The organism is Aeromicrobium sp. CnD17-E (assembly GCF_024124745.1).
Taxonomy (GTDB): Bacteria; Actinomycetota; Actinomycetes; order Propionibacteriales; family Nocardioidaceae; genus Aeromicrobium.
Genome location: NZ_JAMXRU010000016.1, coordinates 14,422 through 33,593, shown reverse-complemented (window position 1 = coordinate 33,593; position 19,172 = coordinate 14,422). Strand labels below are relative to the sequence as shown.

General features: G+C 66.0%; 18 protein-coding genes, 1 tRNA gene and 1 pseudogene. 7 read left to right on the top strand and 13 right to left on the bottom strand.

The annotated features are described in order from the left end of the window. The first annotated feature begins 21 nt into the window (after positions 1-21). The 4 genes from NH339_RS05670 to NH339_RS05655 all read left to right on the top strand — a co-directional run bounded on the left by NH339_RS05670 (position 22) and on the right by NH339_RS05655 (position 3,922). Entirely contained in the window at positions 22-1,251 is a 1,230-nt protein-coding gene (locus tag NH339_RS05670) for a deoxyguanosinetriphosphate triphosphohydrolase (protein ID WP_253023377.1), read from the top strand. 23 nt (positions 1,252-1,274) lie between these two features. Continuing rightward, positions 1,275-3,155 carry a DNA primase gene (dnaG, locus tag NH339_RS05665; RefSeq protein WP_253023375.1) on the top strand — a complete coding sequence of 627 codons (1,881 nt, stop codon included), beginning with the start codon at positions 1,275-1,277 and terminating at the stop codon, positions 3,153-3,155. A 98-nt stretch (positions 3,156-3,253) separates the two neighbouring features. After that, on the top strand, positions 3,254-3,859 hold the full coding sequence (locus tag NH339_RS05660; RefSeq protein ID WP_253023372.1) for a sigma factor: 606 nt from the start codon (positions 3,254-3,256) through the stop codon (positions 3,857-3,859). Next, positions 3,850-3,922 (top strand) — tRNA-Asn (locus NH339_RS05655). Before NH339_RS05660 ends, NH339_RS05655 begins: the two co-directional genes overlap by 10 nt. Before the next feature lie 62 nt (positions 3,923-3,984). Here the strand turns inward: NH339_RS05655 and NH339_RS05650 are convergent. The 5 genes from NH339_RS05650 to NH339_RS05630 form a co-directional block, all read right to left on the bottom strand. Next, the gene (locus NH339_RS05650) at positions 3,985-4,542 is read right to left on the bottom strand and encodes a hypothetical protein (RefSeq protein ID WP_253023370.1); all 558 of its coding nucleotides are present in this window, start codon (positions 4,540-4,542) and stop codon (positions 3,985-3,987) included. Positions 4,543-4,571: 29 nt separating this feature from the next. Further along, on the bottom strand, positions 4,572-5,156 hold the full coding sequence (locus tag NH339_RS05645) for a hypothetical protein (protein WP_253023368.1): 585 nt from the start codon (positions 5,154-5,156) through the stop codon (positions 4,572-4,574). 1 nt (position 5,157) lies between these two features. After that, positions 5,158-5,907, bottom strand: a complete 750-nt coding sequence (locus NH339_RS05640; protein ID WP_253023366.1) for a PIG-L deacetylase family protein — start codon at positions 5,905-5,907, stop codon at positions 5,158-5,160. Positions 5,908-6,003: 96 nt separating this feature from the next. Continuing rightward, the gene (locus NH339_RS05635; protein WP_253023364.1) at positions 6,004-7,194 is read right to left on the bottom strand and encodes a heparan-alpha-glucosaminide N-acetyltransferase domain-containing protein; all 1,191 of its coding nucleotides are present in this window, start codon (positions 7,192-7,194) and stop codon (positions 6,004-6,006) included. A 909-nt stretch (positions 7,195-8,103) separates the two neighbouring features. Next, entirely contained in the window at positions 8,104-10,218 is a 2,115-nt protein-coding gene (locus NH339_RS05630; protein ID WP_253023362.1) for a P-loop NTPase fold protein, read from the bottom strand. A 202-nt stretch (positions 10,219-10,420) separates the two neighbouring features. Here NH339_RS05630 and NH339_RS05625 point away from each other — a divergent pair, with 202 nt between their 5' ends. Then, the gene (locus NH339_RS05625; protein WP_253023360.1) at positions 10,421-11,170 is read left to right on the top strand and encodes a hypothetical protein; all 750 of its coding nucleotides are present in this window, start codon (positions 10,421-10,423) and stop codon (positions 11,168-11,170) included. 388 nt (positions 11,171-11,558) lie between these two features. On the opposite strand, the gene NH339_RS18785 is transcribed toward NH339_RS05625, so the two are convergent. From NH339_RS18785 to NH339_RS19010, 8 genes and pseudogenes are all read right to left on the bottom strand, one after another. Further along, on the bottom strand, positions 11,559-13,676 hold the full coding sequence (locus NH339_RS18785) for an AAA family ATPase (protein WP_253023358.1): 2,118 nt from the start codon (positions 13,674-13,676) through the stop codon (positions 11,559-11,561). Between the two features lie 100 nt (positions 13,677-13,776). Then, a complete protein-coding gene (locus NH339_RS05615) occupies positions 13,777-14,073 on the bottom strand; it encodes a hypothetical protein (protein WP_253023356.1) in 297 nt (98 codons plus the stop codon). Positions 14,074-14,384: 311 nt separating this feature from the next. After that, positions 14,385-15,349 (bottom strand): annotated as a pseudogene (locus tag NH339_RS05610) (IS481 family transposase). A 480-nt stretch (positions 15,350-15,829) separates the two neighbouring features. Further along, the gene (locus NH339_RS05605) at positions 15,830-16,153 is read right to left on the bottom strand and encodes an HK97-gp10 family putative phage morphogenesis protein (RefSeq protein WP_253023354.1); all 324 of its coding nucleotides are present in this window, start codon (positions 16,151-16,153) and stop codon (positions 15,830-15,832) included. A gap of 12 nt (positions 16,154-16,165) precedes the next feature. Continuing rightward, the gene (locus tag NH339_RS05600) at positions 16,166-16,477 is read right to left on the bottom strand and encodes a hypothetical protein (RefSeq protein WP_253023352.1); all 312 of its coding nucleotides are present in this window, start codon (positions 16,475-16,477) and stop codon (positions 16,166-16,168) included. 3 nt (positions 16,478-16,480) lie between these two features. After that, positions 16,481-17,395, bottom strand: a complete 915-nt coding sequence (locus NH339_RS05595; RefSeq protein WP_253023349.1) for a hypothetical protein — start codon at positions 17,393-17,395, stop codon at positions 16,481-16,483. Continuing rightward, a complete protein-coding gene (locus NH339_RS05590) occupies positions 17,392-17,757 on the bottom strand; it encodes a hypothetical protein (protein ID WP_253023347.1) in 366 nt (121 codons plus the stop codon). Before NH339_RS05590 ends, NH339_RS05595 begins: the two co-directional genes overlap by 4 nt. Further along, positions 17,754-18,194, bottom strand: coding sequence for a helix-turn-helix domain-containing protein (locus tag NH339_RS19010; RefSeq protein ID WP_374208216.1), 441 nt, complete (start codon positions 18,192-18,194; stop codon positions 17,754-17,756). Before NH339_RS19010 ends, NH339_RS05590 begins: the two co-directional genes overlap by 4 nt. Before the next feature lie 95 nt (positions 18,195-18,289). On the opposite strand from NH339_RS19010, the gene NH339_RS05585 reads away from it, so the two are divergent. Together NH339_RS05585 and NH339_RS05580 are read left to right on the top strand one after the other, a co-directional pair. Beyond that, entirely contained in the window at positions 18,290-18,742 is a 453-nt protein-coding gene (locus NH339_RS05585; RefSeq protein WP_253023345.1) for a hypothetical protein, read from the top strand. An 11-nt stretch (positions 18,743-18,753) separates the two neighbouring features. After that, positions 18,754-19,167, top strand: coding sequence for a hypothetical protein (locus NH339_RS05580; RefSeq protein WP_253023343.1), 414 nt, complete (start codon positions 18,754-18,756; stop codon positions 19,165-19,167). Positions 19,168-19,172 lie beyond the last annotated feature (5 nt).

Below are 19,172 nucleotides of genomic sequence, written 5' to 3'. Positions count from 1 at the left end.
GCCTTCGGTAGCCTGCGTCCCGTGGAGAGTCCCTACGGCATCGAGGCGCGCGCCCGGGTCGTGGCGGAGCCGACGAAGCGGGCCGGGCGCACGCCGTTCGAGCGTGACCGCGGCCGCGTGGTGCACTCCGCGGCTCTGCGCCGCCTGTCGGCGAAGACGCAGGTCATGGGCGCCGGGTTCGACGACTTCGTGCGCAACCGGCTCACCCACACCCTCGAGGTGGCGCAGGTGGCGCGCGAGCTGGGCGCCTCGCTCGGCTGCGACCCCGACGTCGTCGACTGCGCCGCCCTCTCCCACGACCTCGGGCACCCGCCGTTCGGCCACAACGGGGAGGTCGCCCTCGACGAGGCGGCTGCGGACGTCGGCGGGTTCGAGGGCAACGCGCAGACCCTGCGCATCCTCACCCGGCTCGAGGCGAAGACCGTCGACGCCGCGGGCCGCAGCGTCGGGCTGAACCTCACGCGCGCGACGTTGGCCGCCTGCGTCAAGTACCCGTGGGCGCGCGGCGAGGCACCCGGCGGCGGCCCGAAGTTCGGCGTCTACGCCGACGACCGACCGGTCTTCGACTGGCTGAGGGCCGGGGCGCCCGTGTGGCGACGTCCGATCGAGGCGCAGGTGATGGACCTCGCCGACGACATCGCCTACTCCGTGCACGACGTCGAGGACGCGGTCGTGGGTGGCTGGTTCAGCCTGCTGCCCGGACGGCTCGACCTCGACGGGGTGCACGCCGTCGCACGCGACTGGTACGACGCGGGCGCCGACGACGACCGGCTCGGGGGCGCGCTGGAACGGCTGCGGGCGTTGCCGGAGTGGCCGCGCGCCGAGTTCGACGGCAGCCGCGAGGCCCTCGCCGTGCTGAAGAGCCTGACGAGCGCGCTCATCGGCCGGTTCGCCGTGAGCGCGCAACGGGCCACCGTCGAGCGGTGGGGGCCGGGGCCGCTCACCCGCTACACCGCCGACCTGGAGGTGCCGCAGGCGACGCGCGACGAGATCACCGTCCTCAAGGCCGTCGCCGCGCACTACGTGATGCTCGCCGACGACCGGGCACGCCAGCTCGCGACGCAGCGCGAGGCGCTCGGCGCGCTCGTGGCGCGGCTCCTCGCGACGGGGGAGGAGCACCTCGAGCCGGAGTTCCGGGCCGACCTGCGTCGCGCCACCGACGACGCCGCTCGCACCCGCGTCGTCATCGACCAGGTGGCGAGCCTGACCGACGGGTCGGCAAGGCTGTGGGCCGACCGGCTCCTCGGTTGACGCGCACCGCCTAGGATCGACCCGTGGCGGGACTGATCAACGACGAGGACATCCAGCTCGTCCGCGAACGCGCCCGCATCGACGAGGTGGTCGAGCAGTACGTCACGCTGCGGCGCTCGGGCGGCACCATGAAGGGTCTGTGCCCGTTCCACGACGAGAAGACGCCGTCGTTCCACGCCAACCCGGCGCGCGGCACCTTCCACTGCTTCGGCTGCGGCGAGGGCGGCGACGCGATCGCCTTCATCCAGAAGATCGAGGGCCTCAGCTTCGTGGAGGCCATGGAGCGGCTCGCGGCGAAGTACGGCATCCAGCTCCGGTACGAGGAGGGTGAGTCCCGCGGGCCTCGGCGCGACCCGCAGCAGCGTCAGCGGCTGCTCGAGGCGCACCGCCTGGCCGGCGAGTTCTACGCCCAGACGCTGGCGTCGTCGCCCGAGGCGTCGATCGGTCGCCAGTTCGTCACCGACCGCGGCTTCGACCAGCGGGCCGCCGAGACCTTCGCCATGGGATGGGCGCCGAAGTCGGGCACCGCGCTGCTCGGGCACCTCAAGGGCAAGGGCTTCACCGACGACGAGCTCGTCGCGGGCGGCCTGGCGCGCCGCTCGACGCGGGGCCTGTTCGACGTCTTCCAAGGACGTCTGCTCTGGCCGATCCGCGAGATGACCAGCGAGATCATCGGCTTCGGCGCCCGACGGATGTTCGACGACGACTTCATGCAGGGCAAGTACGTGAACACCGCCGAGACGCCGATCTACAAGAAGAGCCAGGTGCTCTACGGCATCGACCTCGCGCGCCGTCAGATCTCCTCGGAGAGCCGGGCGGTGGTCGTCGAGGGATACACCGACGTCATGGCCTGTCACGAGGCCGGCGTGCGCACCGCGGTCGCCACCTGCGGCACGGCGTTCGGCGAGGGCCACGCGAAGGTGCTGCGACGGATCCTGCTCGACGACGGCGCCATGCACGGCGAGGTCGTGTTCACGTTCGACGGTGACGAGGCGGGGCAGCGGGCCGCCATGAAGGCGTTCGAGGGCGACCAGCAGTTCGCCGCGCAGACCTACGTCGCGGTCGAGCCGCGCGGCATGGACCCGTGCGACCTGCGGATCGCCGACGGCGACGCCGGCGTCCGGGCGCTCGTGGACGCCCGGATCCCGCTGTACCGGTTCGTGCTCGAGAACGTGCTCCTGCGCTACGACCTCGACCGTTCCGACCAGCGGGTCGACGCGGTGCGCGAGGCGGTCGGTCTCGCGACGTCGATCCGCGACAAGAGCAAGGTCGAGGAGTTCCTGCGCGAGGTCTCCACGCGCGTGGGGGTCGACGTCGACCAGGTGCGGGCCGAGCACCGTCGGTACCGGCCCCCGACGAAGCCGGAACGCCGTGCGCCGGCGCAGCAGTCCGCCGAGCCGGCGCCCGCGCCACCGCCGCAGCCGTTCGTCAGCTTCGGTGCGCCCCAGTTCGCCGACGAGCGCGAGGCGCTGAAGGCCCTGGCGCAGCACCCGCACCTGGCGCGTCCGCACGCCGAGGAGCTCGACGACGGCGACTTCACGCACCCCGTCGCGCAGGAGCTGTGGCGCACGATGACCACGGTCGGGCTCCCGGCGCAGCCCGACCCGACCTTCGTGCCGCGGGTGTCCGACGCGCTCGTCTCCGACGACCTGCGGCGCGTGCTCTCCGTCGCCGCGATGGAGCCGCTCAGCTCGACCGAGGGAGCCACGGCGCGCGTGGTCGCGGCGATCATGACGCGGCTGCGGCTGCTGACGGTCGGCCGCACGGTCGAGGACCTGCGCTCCAAGCTGCAGCGCACCGACCCCGCCGAGCAGCCGGACGAGTACCGCGCGGTCTTCACCGACCTGCTCGCGCGGGAGGCGGAGTTCCGCCAGCTGCGCAACCGCACGCTGGGCGGCGAGTAGTCCCCAGGCTCGCCCTCACGGCGAGGTCCGCCGGGCACGCGTCCACAGGCGGCGCGGTCGTCCTGGAGCCGGGGCAGACCGGCGGCCAGGCTGGAGCCATGGACCTGGTGCGTCGTCTGCTGGGGGAGCCGTCGATCACCGCGGAGGAGGAGCACCGGCTCGCCGTCCTCGCCCGTGCGGGTGACGACGACGCGCGGGCGGTGCTGCTGCGCCGGTCGTTGCGCCTGGCGGCCCTGCGGGTGTGGGCGCTCGGCTTCCGGGGCGACGACGTGGACGACGCGCTGCAGGTGGCCGTGCTGGCCCTGATGTCGGCCGTGACGCGGTTCGACCCCGACCGAGGTGTCCGGCTCGCGACGTTTGCGTGGCCGTGGATCACCCGGGCTCTGCACGCCCACCGCGAGGCGCGTCCGGAGGTGCCGCACGACGTCGTCCCGGAACCGCGGCGCCGGCGCGCCGACCCGTCCGACGGCGTCGTCGCCGGGCACCTGGCCGGCCTGCCGCACCGCGAGCGTGTCGTGCTCGAGGCCCGCTTCAGCCGCACGCCGGAGGGCGCCTGCCCGACCCCGTGGACGGACGTCGCGACCCGTCTCGGCCTTCCCGTGTCCACGGCGCGGCGTGTCGGTGACCAGGCCCTGTCGAGACTGCGCGAGGGGGTTGGTAGAGTTACCGACCGTGCTCCCCGAGTGGGAGACATTCCCCCGTAGCTCAATTGGCAGAGCATTCGACTGTTAATCGAAGGGTTATTGGTTCGAGTCCAATCGGGGGAGCACAGGGCCCGCCAGGGCGACGAGAAGGGGACCGACGCCGCAGCGTCGGTCCCCTTCTCGCGTTAGCGGCCGAGGAGCGCGTCCATGCCCACGGCGAACGCGGCGGCGAGGCGGACGTCGACCCGGGGGTCGGGCACCGAGACCTCGTAGCGGTCGCGCACCGACGTCGCGCGCTCGACCGAGAGCAGCGGCTGGCCGGTCGCGTCGTCGACGACGTCGAAGTGCATCTTGAGGAAGGGCAGGTCGGTGAAGCGGCGCAGCACCGCGACGAGCTGGCTGCGCTCCTGGCCGGTGCCGACGAAGCCGTCGCCCTCGAGCGTGAAGGTGGTGCGCATCAGCGACGCGCCGAACTGCTTGCGGAAGCTGCCGATCGGCGAGCCGTCGGACGCGACCACGTCGTAGGCGCCGCGCAGGTCCATCACGTTGCGGGCGCCGAACGTGAACGCCTCCTGCTGACGTGACCCGTCGGTGTAGAAGGTCACCTTCTCCTTGAGCGCGAGCCGCTTCTGCTGCGCGACGGCGAGGACGGCGCCGTCGGGGCCGACCACCTCGTAGCGGTTGGTGGTCATCGCCAGCTTCTGGTTGACGGTGAACGACGGGACGTGCTGCACGGTGGTCACGCCGAGAGCCTAGGGGCTCGAAGGGCCGTTCAGTGGTCGATCATGCCGAGAAGTCCCACGACGAAGGCGGCCGCCAGACGCACGTCGACGCGCGGTTCGGGCACGTCGACGGCGTACGTGGTGCGCTCGCCGGGGGCCCGGCCGACCGACAGCAGCGGCGCCCCGGTGTCGTCGTCGAGCACGTCGACCGCGATCCGGCGGGTCGGGGTGTCGCTGCTGAGCCGCCGCTCCAGCGCGAGGAAGCCGCTGCGCTCCTGCGCCGTGCCGGCGAGTCCCTGGGCCTCGAGCACGACCGTCGTGCGGAGGAGGCTGCGGGCCGCCTGCTTGCGGAAGGACCCGATCGGACGACCGTCGGCGGCGACGACCACGTGACGTGCCCCGAGGTTCGGGCGACCGCGGACCTCGCTGCGGAACGCCTCGCGCGTGCGTGCCTCGTCGGCGTGGAACACGGTGGTCGCTCCCGGACCCCACGAGCGACGTCGTTCGGCGAAGGCCATCGGGGTGCCGCGGGGATCGAGGACCTCGTGCCGCTCGGCGCGCAGCGCCGGACGCTCCCGCACGAGGAAGGCGGGCACGTGCTGGACGCCGAGGGTCGTGTCGGGCTGGTCGGGCACGTCAGTCGCCCCACGTCATCGACACGACTTCGAACGCGGCCGCGTGGGTGACGCCCATGCGGGTCCCGAGGGGCCGAGACATCCCCTCGAGGAACTCGGCGGCGTCGAAGTGCTCCCAGCCGAGACCGTCGATGTAGGCGCGGTGGGCCTCCAACGACGCGACCCCGCGGTCGAAGGTGGCGGAGGTGTCGACACCGTGCGTCGCGGCGGGGGAGCCGGACACCCACACCTGCCGGACGCCGCTCCAGGGCTCGAGACCGTCGAGCAGCTGCTCGCGGTGGATCCACCGGTTGCCGGCGTCCTGCACGGCGTGGATGGTCGAGCGGCCGACGGCGACGTGGTCAGCCTGGTTCGGCGCGCTGCCGCCCCAGGTGTCGTGGTGGTTCACGGTGACGACGACGTCGGGCCGGTGCTGTCGGACCTGCTGGGCGATCGCGGCCCGCAGGGCCACCGTCTGCTCGACGACGCCGTCGGGGAAGCCGAGGAACTCGACGACGTCGACGCCGACGATGCGCGCGGACTCGACCTGCTCGGCCTCGCGCACCGTCCGGCACTCCTGGGGCGCGAGCGCGTCGATGCCGGCCTCGCCGCTCGTGACCATGCAGTAGACGACGGTCTTGCCCTGCTCGGTCCAGCGGGCCACGGCGGCAGCGGCGCCGAACTCCACGTCGTCGGGGTGGGCGACGACGACGAGCGCTCGCTCCCAGTCCTCGTCGAGCGGAATCAGCGGGACGGGCGCCTCGTCGGTCATGGCGTCAGGCTACGGGGCGCGGCTGGGGTCGGGCCATGGCCGAGCAGCAGCGGCCGACGCCGGGCCCCGCGTCGTGCTCCCGAGGGGCGAGATGGTTCAGGCCTCGGCGCGGGGTCGGCTGACGCGGGCGACGACGCGCTCGAGCGGCCCCCGCCCGACGAACGCCACCCAGAGCGTCGCCAGCGCGAGCAGGCCGACGCTGGTGCGCGCCCAGACGGTGTTGCTGATGCCGACGTACCCGCCGAACGGACCTCCGGCCAGCGCGGTGAGCAGGAGCAGGTGAGCGGTGTAGGCCGTCAGCGGCATCGAGCCCAGCGCCGCGAGGGGAAGCAGCACGGCACGCAATCGGCGGACGAGCAGCAGGCACAGTCCGATGACGGCGACCGCGAGCCCGCCGGACCCGACGATCTCCGGAGCGCCGGCGGTGTGCGGCTTGTACTGCATCGCGGTGCTCCACACGTGCTGGATCTCGTCGGACTGCTCGAGCCGGGTGAGGTAGCCGGGCTCGTTCGTGGGGTTGCCGAGGTCGTCGGTGTAGTCCGGCGCCGCGTAGCCCAGGTAGGCGACGAGGTCCTCGCGGTCGGAGCCGATGAGGTGACCCGCTCCGTACCCGAGCGTCGCGACCACGACGCCGCCGAGCAGCAGTCCTGCCGCCACGCGTGCGCGGGTGAGGGGGAGCCGCCCGACGGCCATGCCGGCCAGGAGCACCGCCAGCCACGCGGTGACCGGGTAGAGGCCGAACAGGGTGAGGTCGAGGCCGGGGCCCGACGCGGCGAGGCTGAGCGCGTGGGCCAGCGCGACCCCGAACGGCGCGACCACGGCGAGCAGGACCGCGACGGTCCAGAGCCGTCGGGTGCTCCAGTGCAGGACGAGGGTCGAGGCCACGAACAGCAGCCCGTAGAGCGGCAGGATCACGCCGACGCCGGTGTTCAGCAGCTCGATGGCGAGGCCGATCAGGAGGATCAGCAGACCGCGTCGCACGAGCGTCATCTGCAGACGGGTGTCCCCGGGGCGTGCCCGGCCCTTGCAGATGAGGCTGATGGAGACGCCGGCCAGCATCGCGAACAGCAGCGACGACCGTCCGTTCACGATGCCGTCCCAGGTGGACGGGTCGGACCAGGTGATGTCGTCGTGGGTGTCGCCCAGGTGGGCTCCGACCATCCCGAGGACAGCGAGCCCGCGGGCGACGTCGATGCCGACGATGCGGGGCGGTCGGCCGAACCGACGCAGCCGCTCCACGGGTCCGACACGGCGGCGCGACGGGGCGCCCTCCTCGACGACGGTCATCGCCACCTCGCTGCCTCGTCCCCGACCTGTCGGGCCGAGCATGCCCTGCCCGGCTGAGAGCGTCGTGAGGGCGCGCCGCGGGCGGGGGTCGTGAGGCGTCGTGACGCGCGGTGACGCGCGGTGGCTTGTGGTGGAGCTCGTCGCCAACGCTTCGAAACTGCCTCGCCCGGTTGCTGACCTCTGTAGATCCGTGGATCAAGCCCAAAAGAGCCAGCGACAGCATGGCCCCGAGGCCCCATGAATCCATAAGCTTACGACTCGCCTCGGTCAGCCAGCCATCGACAGGATGGTGGTCGATTACCTCTCCGGTGAGACGACCCGGGCTCTCGGCAGTCGTTACAGCATCTCGAAGACAGCTGTCACCGATGCCATCCGCGGGGCAGGTCATGACCTGCGGCCTCGGGGGCCACGCCCCAAGACTGAGCGTTAGGCATCAGAATCCTTGGACAGTCTATCTTTTTCCGTCTTCCATATATCTACCAATACACGAACAAGCTTGGCGTAATCGGGTTCGGGACGTACGACCGATTTGACTCGGATGACGTGCTCAGACTTCTTTGACCTGGAGCTGGCACGAGCCGGCATCGGGGCACGTTCTGCTTCTAAAAATTGCTGGTAGGCCCTCCCTGCACTATGGGGCATAGACGGCCCTACCTGGGTCAGGTGTACTCGGTGAGCAATTGCCGCATCGTCTGTCAGGTCTTCGCTCGGCTTGAAGTAGGCATGCAGATCCCACTGCTGCGACGGAGACAGATTGCCAAACAACCCTTGCCGTTCAAGCCAACACTCCCGCAAATGGGTGCGTTGCTGGAGGTAGGACTGGTTGGTGAGGCGGAGGTTGAGCTTCGCCTACGCGGTCCACCTCTGCAGACCACGGATGAGGATGGATAACGCGGACCCGAACGGCACTCAAGCCAGTAATGCGGAACTACTCTCGTCCTCGTAGTCGAACGTCTCTGGTCGCCAGCCGTCCACGTACTTCCGCAGAACTTCGCGCACTTCTGCGTTGGTATCCGTAGCGTTCTCGTCGATCTTCTGAAGGACCACGGCAAGGTTTGGTTCTCCATCGTAGATACGCACGAGCGAATCCCAGGCCAACGTCCTTGGGACATGCACCTGCCGCGAGCCAAGGGTTTGACTTCGCATGTTGCTCATGGCTGAGCGCACGAGCGCCTCGTGGAATCGGGGGTCCGCGTCGACGCTGATACGTCGAGGAGTCGTGTCCGCGAACAAGCGATCAGGGGCGATGAGCAGTCGCAGAAGATCCCACTCTCCGATCAACGACTCCTCGTCCGCCTGCACGATTTCGGCGGCGAGTGCCTCCTCCAGCTCGGCACCATACTCGGAACTGACGAGCTTGTGACCGAGCCCCTCGACATGGCCGACAGTCCCGACGATCTCCAGCTTCGCCGACAGGGACGTCAACTGAGGGACGATCTCTTCAACAGCCTCCTTCATGGCATCCTCGTCGTCGATGCGGCGCAGCAATCGCAGGATGACGCGTGTGACCACGATCCTGGTGTCGAAGCCGAGCATCCCCCTCTCCTTCTCCGGGAGGTCGGACAGCAAGTTCGCGAGCGTGACACTTGCTGGAACTACAGCCTCGACGGGATAGTCACCTTCGAAGGTCTCGAGTGCAGCGACGACGTCTTCCTGCTCGTCTGCGGGTAGGGATCGAAGGAAATGATCCAATGCTCGACCGTCCGAGAGCAGTGCGAACGCTTGCTCGGCTCGATCGTGTGCAGCCATCGAATCAGTGACGTAGCGGTCCAGGTAGAGACTCAGGACGTCGCTGTGAGCCACGCGTCGACCCTTGAGCCAGATCTTGAGCCAGTCAGAGCCGTAGACGCTTTTGCCGAGGTGGCGATCTCCCGCAGGGAAGAGTTGATGAACCAGCGCCTCGGCGACTTCGTGATCATCTCCGGCCGCCTCGATCACGGCGACCACACCTGCCTTCAAAGAGGGCGATTCGTAGTTGCCACCCCCTCCATACGAGCTAGGAGTGGTCAGTCCAGCCTTGGCGCTGGCGACCGCCCGGAACACGTCCGGTAGGAAGATGCGGATAGCCTCTAACGCCAAAAGATCGACGAGGTCGATCTTCTCCTTCAGCGTCTGCACCGTGGTTCTCGCCGAAGCGGCATACCTGCGAACGTCCCGCATGTTGTCGATGAGCGGCACGATCACCTCGAACAGCACATCGGTCCATCGGCTCTCATCGAATCGATCCACCCCGCCGACATCGTCCACGACGCCTCCCAAGGCAACTCCGATCTGCTTGAGCAGAAGCTTGCCTGGGACCACCGGAAGATCGATGCCGGACTGAACGATCTTCTCCAGATAGCTCCGCCCGGGCATTCCATCCTCAGAAAGCGCATCCTCCACGCGGTGCCGATCGAAGACGAGCAGGTAGATGATGTTGGGAAAGCTCGCCGTCAGCCGGACGAGCTTGAAGACATCCTGGATCTCCTGCCGGTTGAGCCGGTCGATGTCATCCACCACGACGACGATCGGCTTATCGAGTTTCGCAAGGGACTCCGACAGCCCTCTCTTCTGATCGGCAGCGCTCTTCTGATTCTTGTCCTTGAACTTCTTGGCAGTACTCGTGAGCGTCTTCACCCGCCCAGCCCATGGCCCAACAACCGGCAGCCAAACAAGCGGTGTCAGAACCTCACCGTATCTATCAAGTCGATCAGCGAGCGCACCGTAGTCACGGTCCCGCTTCTCCCTCAACTGAGCAGAAATCTCGCGAAAGAACGAGTTGACCAGCCCATCGGCTCCGGAGAACATCCACGGGTTGAAGTCGATGACCGGAAGGGCAGGCTCGGCCCGCAGCTGCTCCTTCACGAGGTTGACGAGCGACGTCTTACCCGAGCCCCACGGCCCCATCAGTCCCACGACATATCCCTCGGAAGCATCGATGCTTCGGATGTCGAGCGCCACGCTTTCGGCCACGCCTACTCGCCCGAGCTCATCTTGCGACTGCGAAGTGATCGGGTTGTCCCCGGCCGGTGTCTTCTTGGGCATCTCGCCTCCATTCTGCCCTGATTATGACACTGTGCAGCTGCTTTGAATATGGTCAAAGTATCAACACCACGGTCAAGTGAACTGGAAGTCTTCCTGACGAACATTAGCGCTGGTTGCGGCGACGAATCTGCCTCTCAGCATCCCGATGCGCTCCGGATAATCGCTGCCGAGAAGCGTCGGACGATCGTGACGTGCTTCCGCCATGACAGATCTCGCATACATGGTCCGCGAAGACTGGGCACAGCACGGCTCCGCAATGCACCCTCAGAGTCAGGTGATCCGCAGCTGGGCTGGGGAGTTGCCGCATCTGTTCGCCGTTCACGACCTCAAGCAATACAGTCAGATCGACCTAAGCGCTGACCACGAAGCAGCAGAATTCATAGCACCCGGCTCGTCGACCCGTTCTGTCTTGAGTTTCAGTGATCTTCGTGGCCTTCTGCGGACCGAGAAGACCGTCGATCACGCCGTCATCGCGCTCCATCCTTCCCAGGAGCGAGACCTCGACGTGCTCCAGCAGGTCGTTGCTGCCGAGCGGTTCGCCCGCTTATTCGTCCTTGTCTGGTCACCGGGCGACGCTGTGCGCGCATGGCTAGACGGTCGTGGGGCGGTGAATCTCCATATAAGGCACGCGATTGCGTCGCCCGACCCTCTACTTGTTGCGGCGGCAAAGATGATGGTCGCCGAGGAGTACAACGGCCTCAGTTCCGGGATCGGGAAGGATTCAGTGGTGTGTCTAGTTCGGGTCTTCGCTGCCAACGGTTACCCACCTGACACGGCTGTTTGGCTTCGCGCCTATTTCGCCGCTGGAGGCACATTTCGCCATGCCAAATCCGTCGAGAAACTTGTTGGCGAGGTGAGGGCAGGAGTGAAGCATCGCGTGAAGCAGCGTTACGTGGTCGACATTTTCGAGGTCATCAACGATCGAGTTCGTGATGAGGCAGCTCCAGCATGACCCATCCGCTCCCGCAGTCGGCGTGATGAATTGCTGCACCACCCCAAGGGAATCATGCTCGATGCACGAAACATGCGAGCACAGCGAGACTTCCCTTTGAGGACTGGGCCATTAACGTAGATCAGGCACATCTGACCGCTACTTGGACTCGACGGGGCTCGCCGAGAAGGGCCCGATCACACCAGTGACGATCCCTGTCGCGAGAACCATCATCGGGTTCGCGTTCATGATCTGCCCGTTGTTGGCCAGCACGATGGTCCCCACGACGCAGCTCGCACCTCGCTGACCGTCGCGAGCCTGGCCCACCTGGTCAGCAATCAGCCAAGGTCAGCGGTGAAAAAACACGACCGCAGCGACACGCCCCCTAGTCCATGCAACGTGCGGTACCTCAGCCTCCCTGCTCACCCTCCGTGGGCACATCGATGAGTTCAGCACACTTTGCCACGATGAAGCTGGGCACCGTGTCGTACTCGCGCGGATTAAGCTGCATCACGTACTCGTTCTCGATGTGGAACGTTTCATTCACAAACTTTGCAATTGCAGTTGCGCTGTTGGTCCTCTGCCCAGTCAACTCCAAGTAGACGCGGTAAAGCTGGACCTTCTCGTACCCCACTGTCGTGGCATGAAACTTGGCTCGCAACACCACCGGATCGCTGGAATCAACGACGATTCGGTCGTAGTCGAAGTCGGGAAAATGCTTCTTCACCGACTCAGTAGCACGTAGAACCTCTTGGGCACTGAGCGGTTCAAACTCGCCGAGCGTAGATCCGTAACGCGAAGGGACCGGGCGAAGATGGAGAAGGCTTGAGAGCAGGTCGTACTCGGTGCCACGCTCTCCGCGCGCTTCGAAGAGTCGGCGTAGATATATGCATTTGATGACGTCATCGGACGAAGCACCGATGTTTGCAACGCAGACCTCGAGGAAGGTTGAGATGTCCTCCTTGGCGACTCGCTTCTCGGTAACATCCCCGCCCTGGGCGCTGAGGAAGTGCACCACGGCATTCGACGCCTTGAAGCGGTCGGCCACGGACCGCACGATGTCGATCGCGGGCTCTAGATCGTGCGTTAACAGTAAAGTTGTGAAGCCACGAATACTGCCCGGACCCTGGAAAAGCTGATTCAGAATGGCGAACTTCTTGGTCTTGTCGAAGCTCGATACGGGATCGTCGAGGACGACCAAGTCTGGCTTCTTCCGCAGTACCTCGTGCATAAACAGGACCAGCGCGAACGCGTTCTTCTCGCCGTAGCTGAGATGATCGCCCGCGGATTCGATGTGACCCGCTGCGTCTTGGTGCTCCAGAATCATGCGGTAGGAATCGGCCTCCGCCTCGATACGCACCTGATACCGATAGCCAGCCGAGTCGAGGAACTCATTGATCGCGTCCTGATTGGTGCGGATCAGTCCAGCCACGCGAAATTGCTGCCTGCCAATGTGTCCCTTGATCTCTCCGACTCGGTCCGCCACATCTTGGAGTTTGCCGTTGATTATCTCTACAACCGAGCGGGTCGCGTGAGAGTCGAGACTACGCATCAATCGGAGATCGATCTCCATGTCTCGCAGAACGTTTTCCACGTCGTTGACTTTGGCGAATGTATGAAACGAAACCTGCTTCGCCGTTCGAAGTTTTTGGAGAAAGGTCTCGACCTGCGTGTGCAGGCTGACCAGGAATTTGCTCTGCTCAGGTGTGGGATCAGTGAGGAGCGATGTGATCTGGTTGAGGGTCGCCAAATCCTGCTCATCGAAGTAGCTGCCCAGACGATCGATGACCTCCCGCAATGCGCTCATGTTCTTGACTGCCGCAGAGTCGTACTCTTTCGAGACCCTGCGAGCCGTCTCCTTGTTCAGACTGGGCGTCGAGCAGAAGGGGCAATTGTCCGACTGCTCCAGGAAGGCCTGCCCTTTGGCTTGCCATGCCACCCACGCGGCCGGGTTGTCTCCCTGAATGAAGTTGGAGTACCCCTGAAGCGGTTCGGGGACTGATTGAAGCTTGCCGCCGACTTTTAAGGCCTTTACGCCCCGGCTTGCTTTAGAAAGTGACTGCGTCTTGGTCACACTGAACGCATCACGGAGTTCAGTGAAATCCAGAACAGCTTCGTCGAACGCAGGCTGTACATCGAACGCAGCCCTGAGCTCATCGAACATCGCAGCGATCTGCTCGATGCCTTGTTTGTACTCGTCGGTATTGATGAAGATCTCGAAGCTGTCCTTGAGCACCTCATCGCGCTGAAACGCAAACTGCTCGACGTAGCGGTCGCTGAAGACGAGTACGGTCTTGATCGCCTCGGCGCCAGAGACCTCGGGCCCGGGCTGGTCCGGGTCTGCTCGATACTTGAAGGGCCGGAGGACCTCCAGCGCCTCAGCACCTTCAGCGTTGAGTTTCAGGGCTCGCGAGATCGTGCTCTTGCCGATCCCGTTGGGGCCGTACTTGATGTTTAGCGCCGCTGGCGTCAGGGAGAGTGCAGCACTCTCGATGCTGTTGCAGTTGCGGATCTTGATGTCGTACACGACGCCGGTCCTTTCGGGAGATCATCAACGCTACCAACAACCTGCACTCAATGTGACCAAACCGTGTGACCGGACGCGGAGGACTCGGACCGCCAAAGATCTAGAGCTGCGTGAAGATAGTCGACATGTGCCGGTCGTCGCGGGAGTAATCGGGCGGGTCGTCACTGAACCGCCGTTCGGTCACGACGAGATCAACGATCTTCTCGGTCAGAAACATGTCCCAGAAAGGCGGCACACGGCTGCTGCTTTCGCCATCAACCTGATAGCCACGCAGGAATGTATTGCCAGTCGTGTGGTGGATGCCGTGAGCTCCCGGCCGAACCACCCTTGGTAATCCGTTGTATGTGAACTCAATCTCCACTCGGTTGGTGATCGCATCGTCGATCTCAGTAGTCATTCGTCCAACTCCACTCAATTTCCGACCTCATGGGTCGATCGGAGTATGGATACTGCCAGCCCTTGCGGCCGATCGGCAAGGATTGATCCACCACAGCTGGCTGTATGCGCATCGCGACCGAGGAGCGTCCTGGAGATCGCTTGTCGGAGCGACGAGTAGCGTCTCAATCGAGGAAGGGGCACCTTTTCTCAAAGTTTTCGTGGAGCCTCTTAAAGCAGATCAAGGCGCCTTGAACAGTGGCTCGGATCTCGCGGATCTGCTTCGGGAGTGCATCGCACTCGGCGGCCAGGCCGGTTCCGCGGGCGAGTGAGCTAGTTGTAGTTCCCCGTGACGTTGTGAACGCGCTGCGCTGGGGCGAGTCCGCCGATGCCGGTGTGGGGGCGGTGGTGATTGTAGTGGTGGAGCCAGTCGGGGTAGGTCGCTGCGCGAGCGGCGTCTGAGAGGTAGGTCTGGGCGTAGGCCCACTCGGCGGCCAGGGTCCGGTTGAAGCGTTCAACCTTGCCGTTGGTCTGGGGCCGGTAGGGCCTCGTGCGCCGGTGCTTCACGCCTTCGCCGAGGGCTGTCTTGAAGGCGTGGGATCGGTAGCAGGCGCCGTTGTCGGTCATGACTGCAGTGACCTCGACCCCGCCTCGGAGAAGAAGGCTCGGGCGCGTTCCCAGAACCCTGCGGCGGTCTCCTTGCGCTCGTCGGTGAGCTGCTCGGAGTAGGCCAGGCGGGAGTAGGAATCGACCGCGTGGTGCACGAACGCATAGCCGAGACCCTGCTTCTTGTTGTGCCGATTCCCGATCGTGCGGCCGAGTTTGCGGTGCCCGCCGCCGTCGGGGATCCGGCCGAGCTTCTTGATGTCGACGTGGACCAACTCGCCCGGCGCCGACGCCTCGTAACGGACCGCTGGGGGTTTGCGGACCGGTAGTCCGGTGGCCTGGTCGACGTGGGCCAGCAGCGGCATCGAGTAGCGGGCCAGGACTCTCCCGACCGTCGACCTCGGAACACGCAGTCGGTAGCTGATGCGGTGCGGGCCCCACTGGCGGCAGAACCGCAGCTTGATGATGCGCCGCTCCAGATGTTGCGAGCACCTCGTCGGAGAGTGGTGCGGGCGCGACGAACGGTCAATCATCGACTCACCAGAGCGGTAGCGGTTGGCCCACTTCGAGGCCGTCGCCGAGGAGACCTGGAACCGTTCAGCGGCCCTGGCGACCGGCCATTTCTCGTCGACGATCAGCCGGGCAAGACGCAGGCGGCCAATAGGGGTCAGAGGGGCATTAGCGTGAGTCACGAGGACCTCCGGTCGACGGTTGGTGTGGTAACCCCTTCGATACCGGAGGTCCTCACCTCACGTCAGCCGTTCACAACCTCCGTGGGAACTACAGCTAGTCGCGCTTCGTACCTGCGAGACGGATCACAATGCCTGGCTTGCCGTGGTACCCGAGGTCAGCCACCTTGACGGGAAAGTCACGCAGGACACTGAGATCGCCGTTGGGGTGCTTGGGGGTGAAGGTGCCGTCGCACGCGATTACGATGGGTACGGGGACCCAGGTCGTGTCACCCATGGACGGCCTGACAAGAATACCGCCGGCGTTGAGTCCGTCGCAGCGAGCACCGTCTCTGAAGCCAACACCCATAGGCCTTCCCCCTGACTGTCAACCCACTCATCGCCCTTGGGTGCTGCTCGGCCGGTACTGAACTACCACAAGACATAGGACGACATAGGGAAGAGTTACAGGCCCAAACAACCGATCAGACCGAGTCCTTCGGATCAGACTTGCCAGCCGACGGAGGAGTCGAGAGCCGGTTCCATGAAGGGCTGCGGCGCCATCCGCGACGTGCCGTACTCAACGTGCTTTCCGTACTCGGCGTCCGCGCGCACCCGCCCCGTGATGGCCCAGGCCCTGTCGATCGTCAGTCGATGGATCGACGAGCGCAGGTTGCCGGTGTCCACAGGGGCGAGCAGCGGAGCGTAGCGCTTGATGTCCTCGGAGGCCTTCTGCACAGCGACCCGGACCCGTGCTCGCGCAGCCGCAGGAACGACCACTGCCAGTTCGACCGCGAGTCGGTCAAGGTCGGAGGTGTTCAAGTTCACGGATGCCATTGTTCAGCCCTCCCTGGCGTACACGACGAGCAGTCGCGCCCGGAGAACGTCGACAACGGCTGACTCGTCCATCGAGAGCAATCCCGCGAGTTCTGACACCGCGGATGAGGCCATCCCGGCGAGCACGAACGCGAGCTCCAGAGAGCTTTCTGCAACGACCGATTCCGCGAAAATGTGGTCCATTGGCGGGTCTCGGCCGTCGCCGCTCAGGCGTAGTAGGACCTGCGCAGCGCGGTCAATCTCGACACGGTTGACCCCGACGATCCTCGGTGCCTGTTTTGCACCTCGAGTCGTGGCCCGCTGAGTGTCCGTCATCGGTCAGCCCTCCGCGGCGACGGTGCTCGCCGTGAGCATCAGAAAGTCCTGCCGGAGACTTCGAAGCACATGCTCTGCGTTCTCCCGCCACGCGGTCCGGGCAACGGCCTGGTCCGCGCAGTACTGCTGCGCCTCCCGGTCCTCTGGGGAGAGCTGCTCTCCGAGTGCGGCCAGGGCCGTCGCGCGCTCATCCCAGTCGACAACCTTCTTGTTCCACTCCGCGATGATCTCGTCGTCGTCGCGGGCCATCTCTGCCTGGTGCGCTGCCAGCATGGCTTCGGCGCGATCAACAGCCAGCCGGAAGGCACGAGCAGGCTTGATCGCAGCAGGACCCCAGATCGCTGCCGTGTAGAGACTGCGCTGGTCGAAGTCAGCGTCGATCAGGCCGCTGGTGATCAGCTCCGAGATTCGCTTGGCAGGATCTCGATCGCTCGCGACATCGCGAATCATCGCAGCACGAAGCTCCTCGAGATGGATCTCCTTCTTGAGCTCCCCGGACTTCGCCGAAGGAGGCGCGGGCACGCTCGAGCCGGCGTGGCGCTCCAATCGCTGCACGATCTTGCGAGTCGCAGCCTCATGCTCCAGAAGACGAGCCCGCGCGTCTTCGGCTCGGACGTCGTACTCCTGCGCGAAGTTCTCCAGCGCCGCGGTGCGCGCGGCACTCAGTCGCGGCTCCAAGGCCTGCAGGGCCCTCCGAGCAAGGTCGATGTCGACCTCTGCCCGCCGCATCTCGTTCAGCGCCGAAGGAACCTCGTCATGGGCGTCGAGGAGCATCGCGCCGAGTCCTTCATCGAGATCAGTCCGTCGATCTTCGGCGAGCTCGCGCGCCCGAATCCACTCAGCACGCTCGCGTTCCAACCGGCGGCACTCAGCGACCAACTTCGGACGCTCTTGCGCGATCGTCGCTGCCGCCATCATCGGGCCACCTCACGAATCATTGAATTCCGCACCCGCTTGACCTGCACGACCGCCTCGCTGAGCGTGGGCGCCTTCTCGATCGCTTCCATCACGTCCGACTTCGCCCGCACCTCCGCCTCTACCTTCCGGAGCCCGCGTCGACTCCGGTGCAGGGCTGCCAGCTCGTCGATGAGGGCGTCGCACTCGTCACGCGACCTCGATTCTGCGGCCAGAAACTCGAGGGCCTCGTCTCGCTGAGCCTCGGTGATGCCCCGACGCCAGATGGCGTCGAACGCCTCCTCCGCGGTCGCGATCTCCGACGCGACCTCCACCGGCTCCTTCGAGAAGGCCCGGTCGAAATCCTCGATCGACACGTAACTCACCGGTCGCTCCTAGCTTGCAGAAAGTCCTCGACCGACCGTCGGTCGATGCTCCAGGTCCCTCCCCGAGTGCGCTGCGTCCCGGCAAGAACACCGTCCTCGAGCAACTGCCGCACCCGACGTCTGGTGACCTCCAACCCGTCCGCGACCTCAGCGACACTCAGGGAGTTCGAGGAGCCACCCCTAGAGCCTCGCCCAGTGTCCGATCCATCTCCTTCCGCACTACCGATCCGCGGAAGTAGGTCCTCGCGAGACACCTGCTCAGCTGCAGCCGTCAACTGCAAGAAAGCAAACCGCAACTCATCGCCCACCCGACGGTTCCCCCGACGATCGAAGGCTGCCGCGAAGGCCAACAACTCCTCGTGGACGCGCCACAGCAACCACAGCGAGGCCGCGGGAGGGACTGAAGCTGACAGTCCGACCCGCCGATTGCCGTTCATCCCAACCACCGTCGACACCGGTAGTCCGCAATCTGACCCCCGGTGTCGTACTCCGTGAGTAGCGTCAGCATCCCGTCACCCCCGCAGGAGCCACCATGACCGAACCACTGACCGACACCTGGCACACACGAGACCTGCTCGTCCTCAGAGCGGCCGTCCGGCACATCGACGCCACGGGCGAGGAGGCAAGAGTCCACCACCTCACCCAGGCCACCGGCCTCGACTCTGAGCAAGTGATCCGCGCGGCCCGTGCTCTCGACTCCGCGGGAATCGTCTCAGCCGTGATCCTCGACGGCGGCTGGGGAGGACCAACCCAAGTCGAAGCGATCCGACGCCTTTCCCGGCAAGCGTACGAACTCTCGGGCGCTTGGCCTGGACCCGACTCCGTGGCCGACCGGCTCCTCGCCACCCTCCAGGACGTCGCAGAGCACGGCTCCGACCCAGTCGAGAAGGCCAAGGCGCGCAAGGCGCTCGACGCGATGGGCAGCCTCGGCCGGGACCTGCTCGTCAGCGTCGCCGGCGCCGCAGCCGGCGTGGCCATGCAGTGAGCCGCTGGCGCATGACCTTCCTGCTGCCCCTTGCCGGCATCGTCGTCACCGCCATCCTTGGCGCCGTCACCGCCTACCGAGCTCCCGACCGCCGCCTCGCCCGACTCGACGTCGAGACGCAGGTTCTTGCGCGCCTCAACGCGAGCACCGACGCGGCAAAGGCCGTCCGCGAGGTCGTTGACGAACACGCCCGGCAACTCCGCGCCGACCTCCACATGCGCCGAGACCTTCGCGGCAGCGCCACCTTCTTCGGTGTCTACTTCGTCCTCGCGCTCGCGGGACTGGTCACCATCGACCGCAGCAACCAGCTGTGGGCGGACAGCCTCGGTTTCGCCGCCATCGGTCTTGCGCTCGCCTGCCTGGTCGAAGGCATCCGCCGAGGAGAACGACGCCCACGCAACCCCGACGGCAGCCCACGAACCTAGGAGTA

Coding starts and splice junctions, on each gene's coding strand:
- NH339_RS05635 (WP_253023364.1), bottom strand. CDS start 7,194: ATGACCGTCGTCGAGGAGGGCGCCCCGTCGCGCCGCCGTGTCGGACCC.
- NH339_RS05615 (WP_253023356.1), bottom strand. CDS start 14,073: ATGACTACTGAGATCGACGATGCGATCACCAACCGAGTGGAGATTGAG.
- NH339_RS05660 (WP_253023372.1), top strand. CDS start 3,254: ATGGACCTGGTGCGTCGTCTGCTGGGGGAGCCGTCGATCACCGCGGAG.
- NH339_RS05630 (WP_253023362.1), bottom strand. CDS start 10,218: ATGCCCAAGAAGACACCGGCCGGGGACAACCCGATCACTTCGCAGTCG.
- NH339_RS05595 (WP_253023349.1), bottom strand. CDS start 17,395: ATGATGGCGGCAGCGACGATCGCGCAAGAGCGTCCGAAGTTGGTCGCT.
- NH339_RS05625 (WP_253023360.1), top strand. CDS start 10,421: ATGACAGATCTCGCATACATGGTCCGCGAAGACTGGGCACAGCACGGC.
- NH339_RS19010 (WP_374208216.1), bottom strand. CDS start 18,194: ATGAACGGCAATCGGCGGGTCGGACTGTCAGCTTCAGTCCCTCCCGCG.
- NH339_RS05580 (WP_253023343.1), top strand. CDS start 18,754: ATGACCTTCCTGCTGCCCCTTGCCGGCATCGTCGTCACCGCCATCCTT.
- NH339_RS05585 (WP_253023345.1), top strand. CDS start 18,290: ATGACCGAACCACTGACCGACACCTGGCACACACGAGACCTGCTCGTC.
- NH339_RS05640 (WP_253023366.1), bottom strand. CDS start 5,907: ATGACCGACGAGGCGCCCGTCCCGCTGATTCCGCTCGACGAGGACTGG.
- NH339_RS05600 (WP_253023352.1), bottom strand. CDS start 16,477: ATGACGGACACTCAGCGGGCCACGACTCGAGGTGCAAAACAGGCACCG.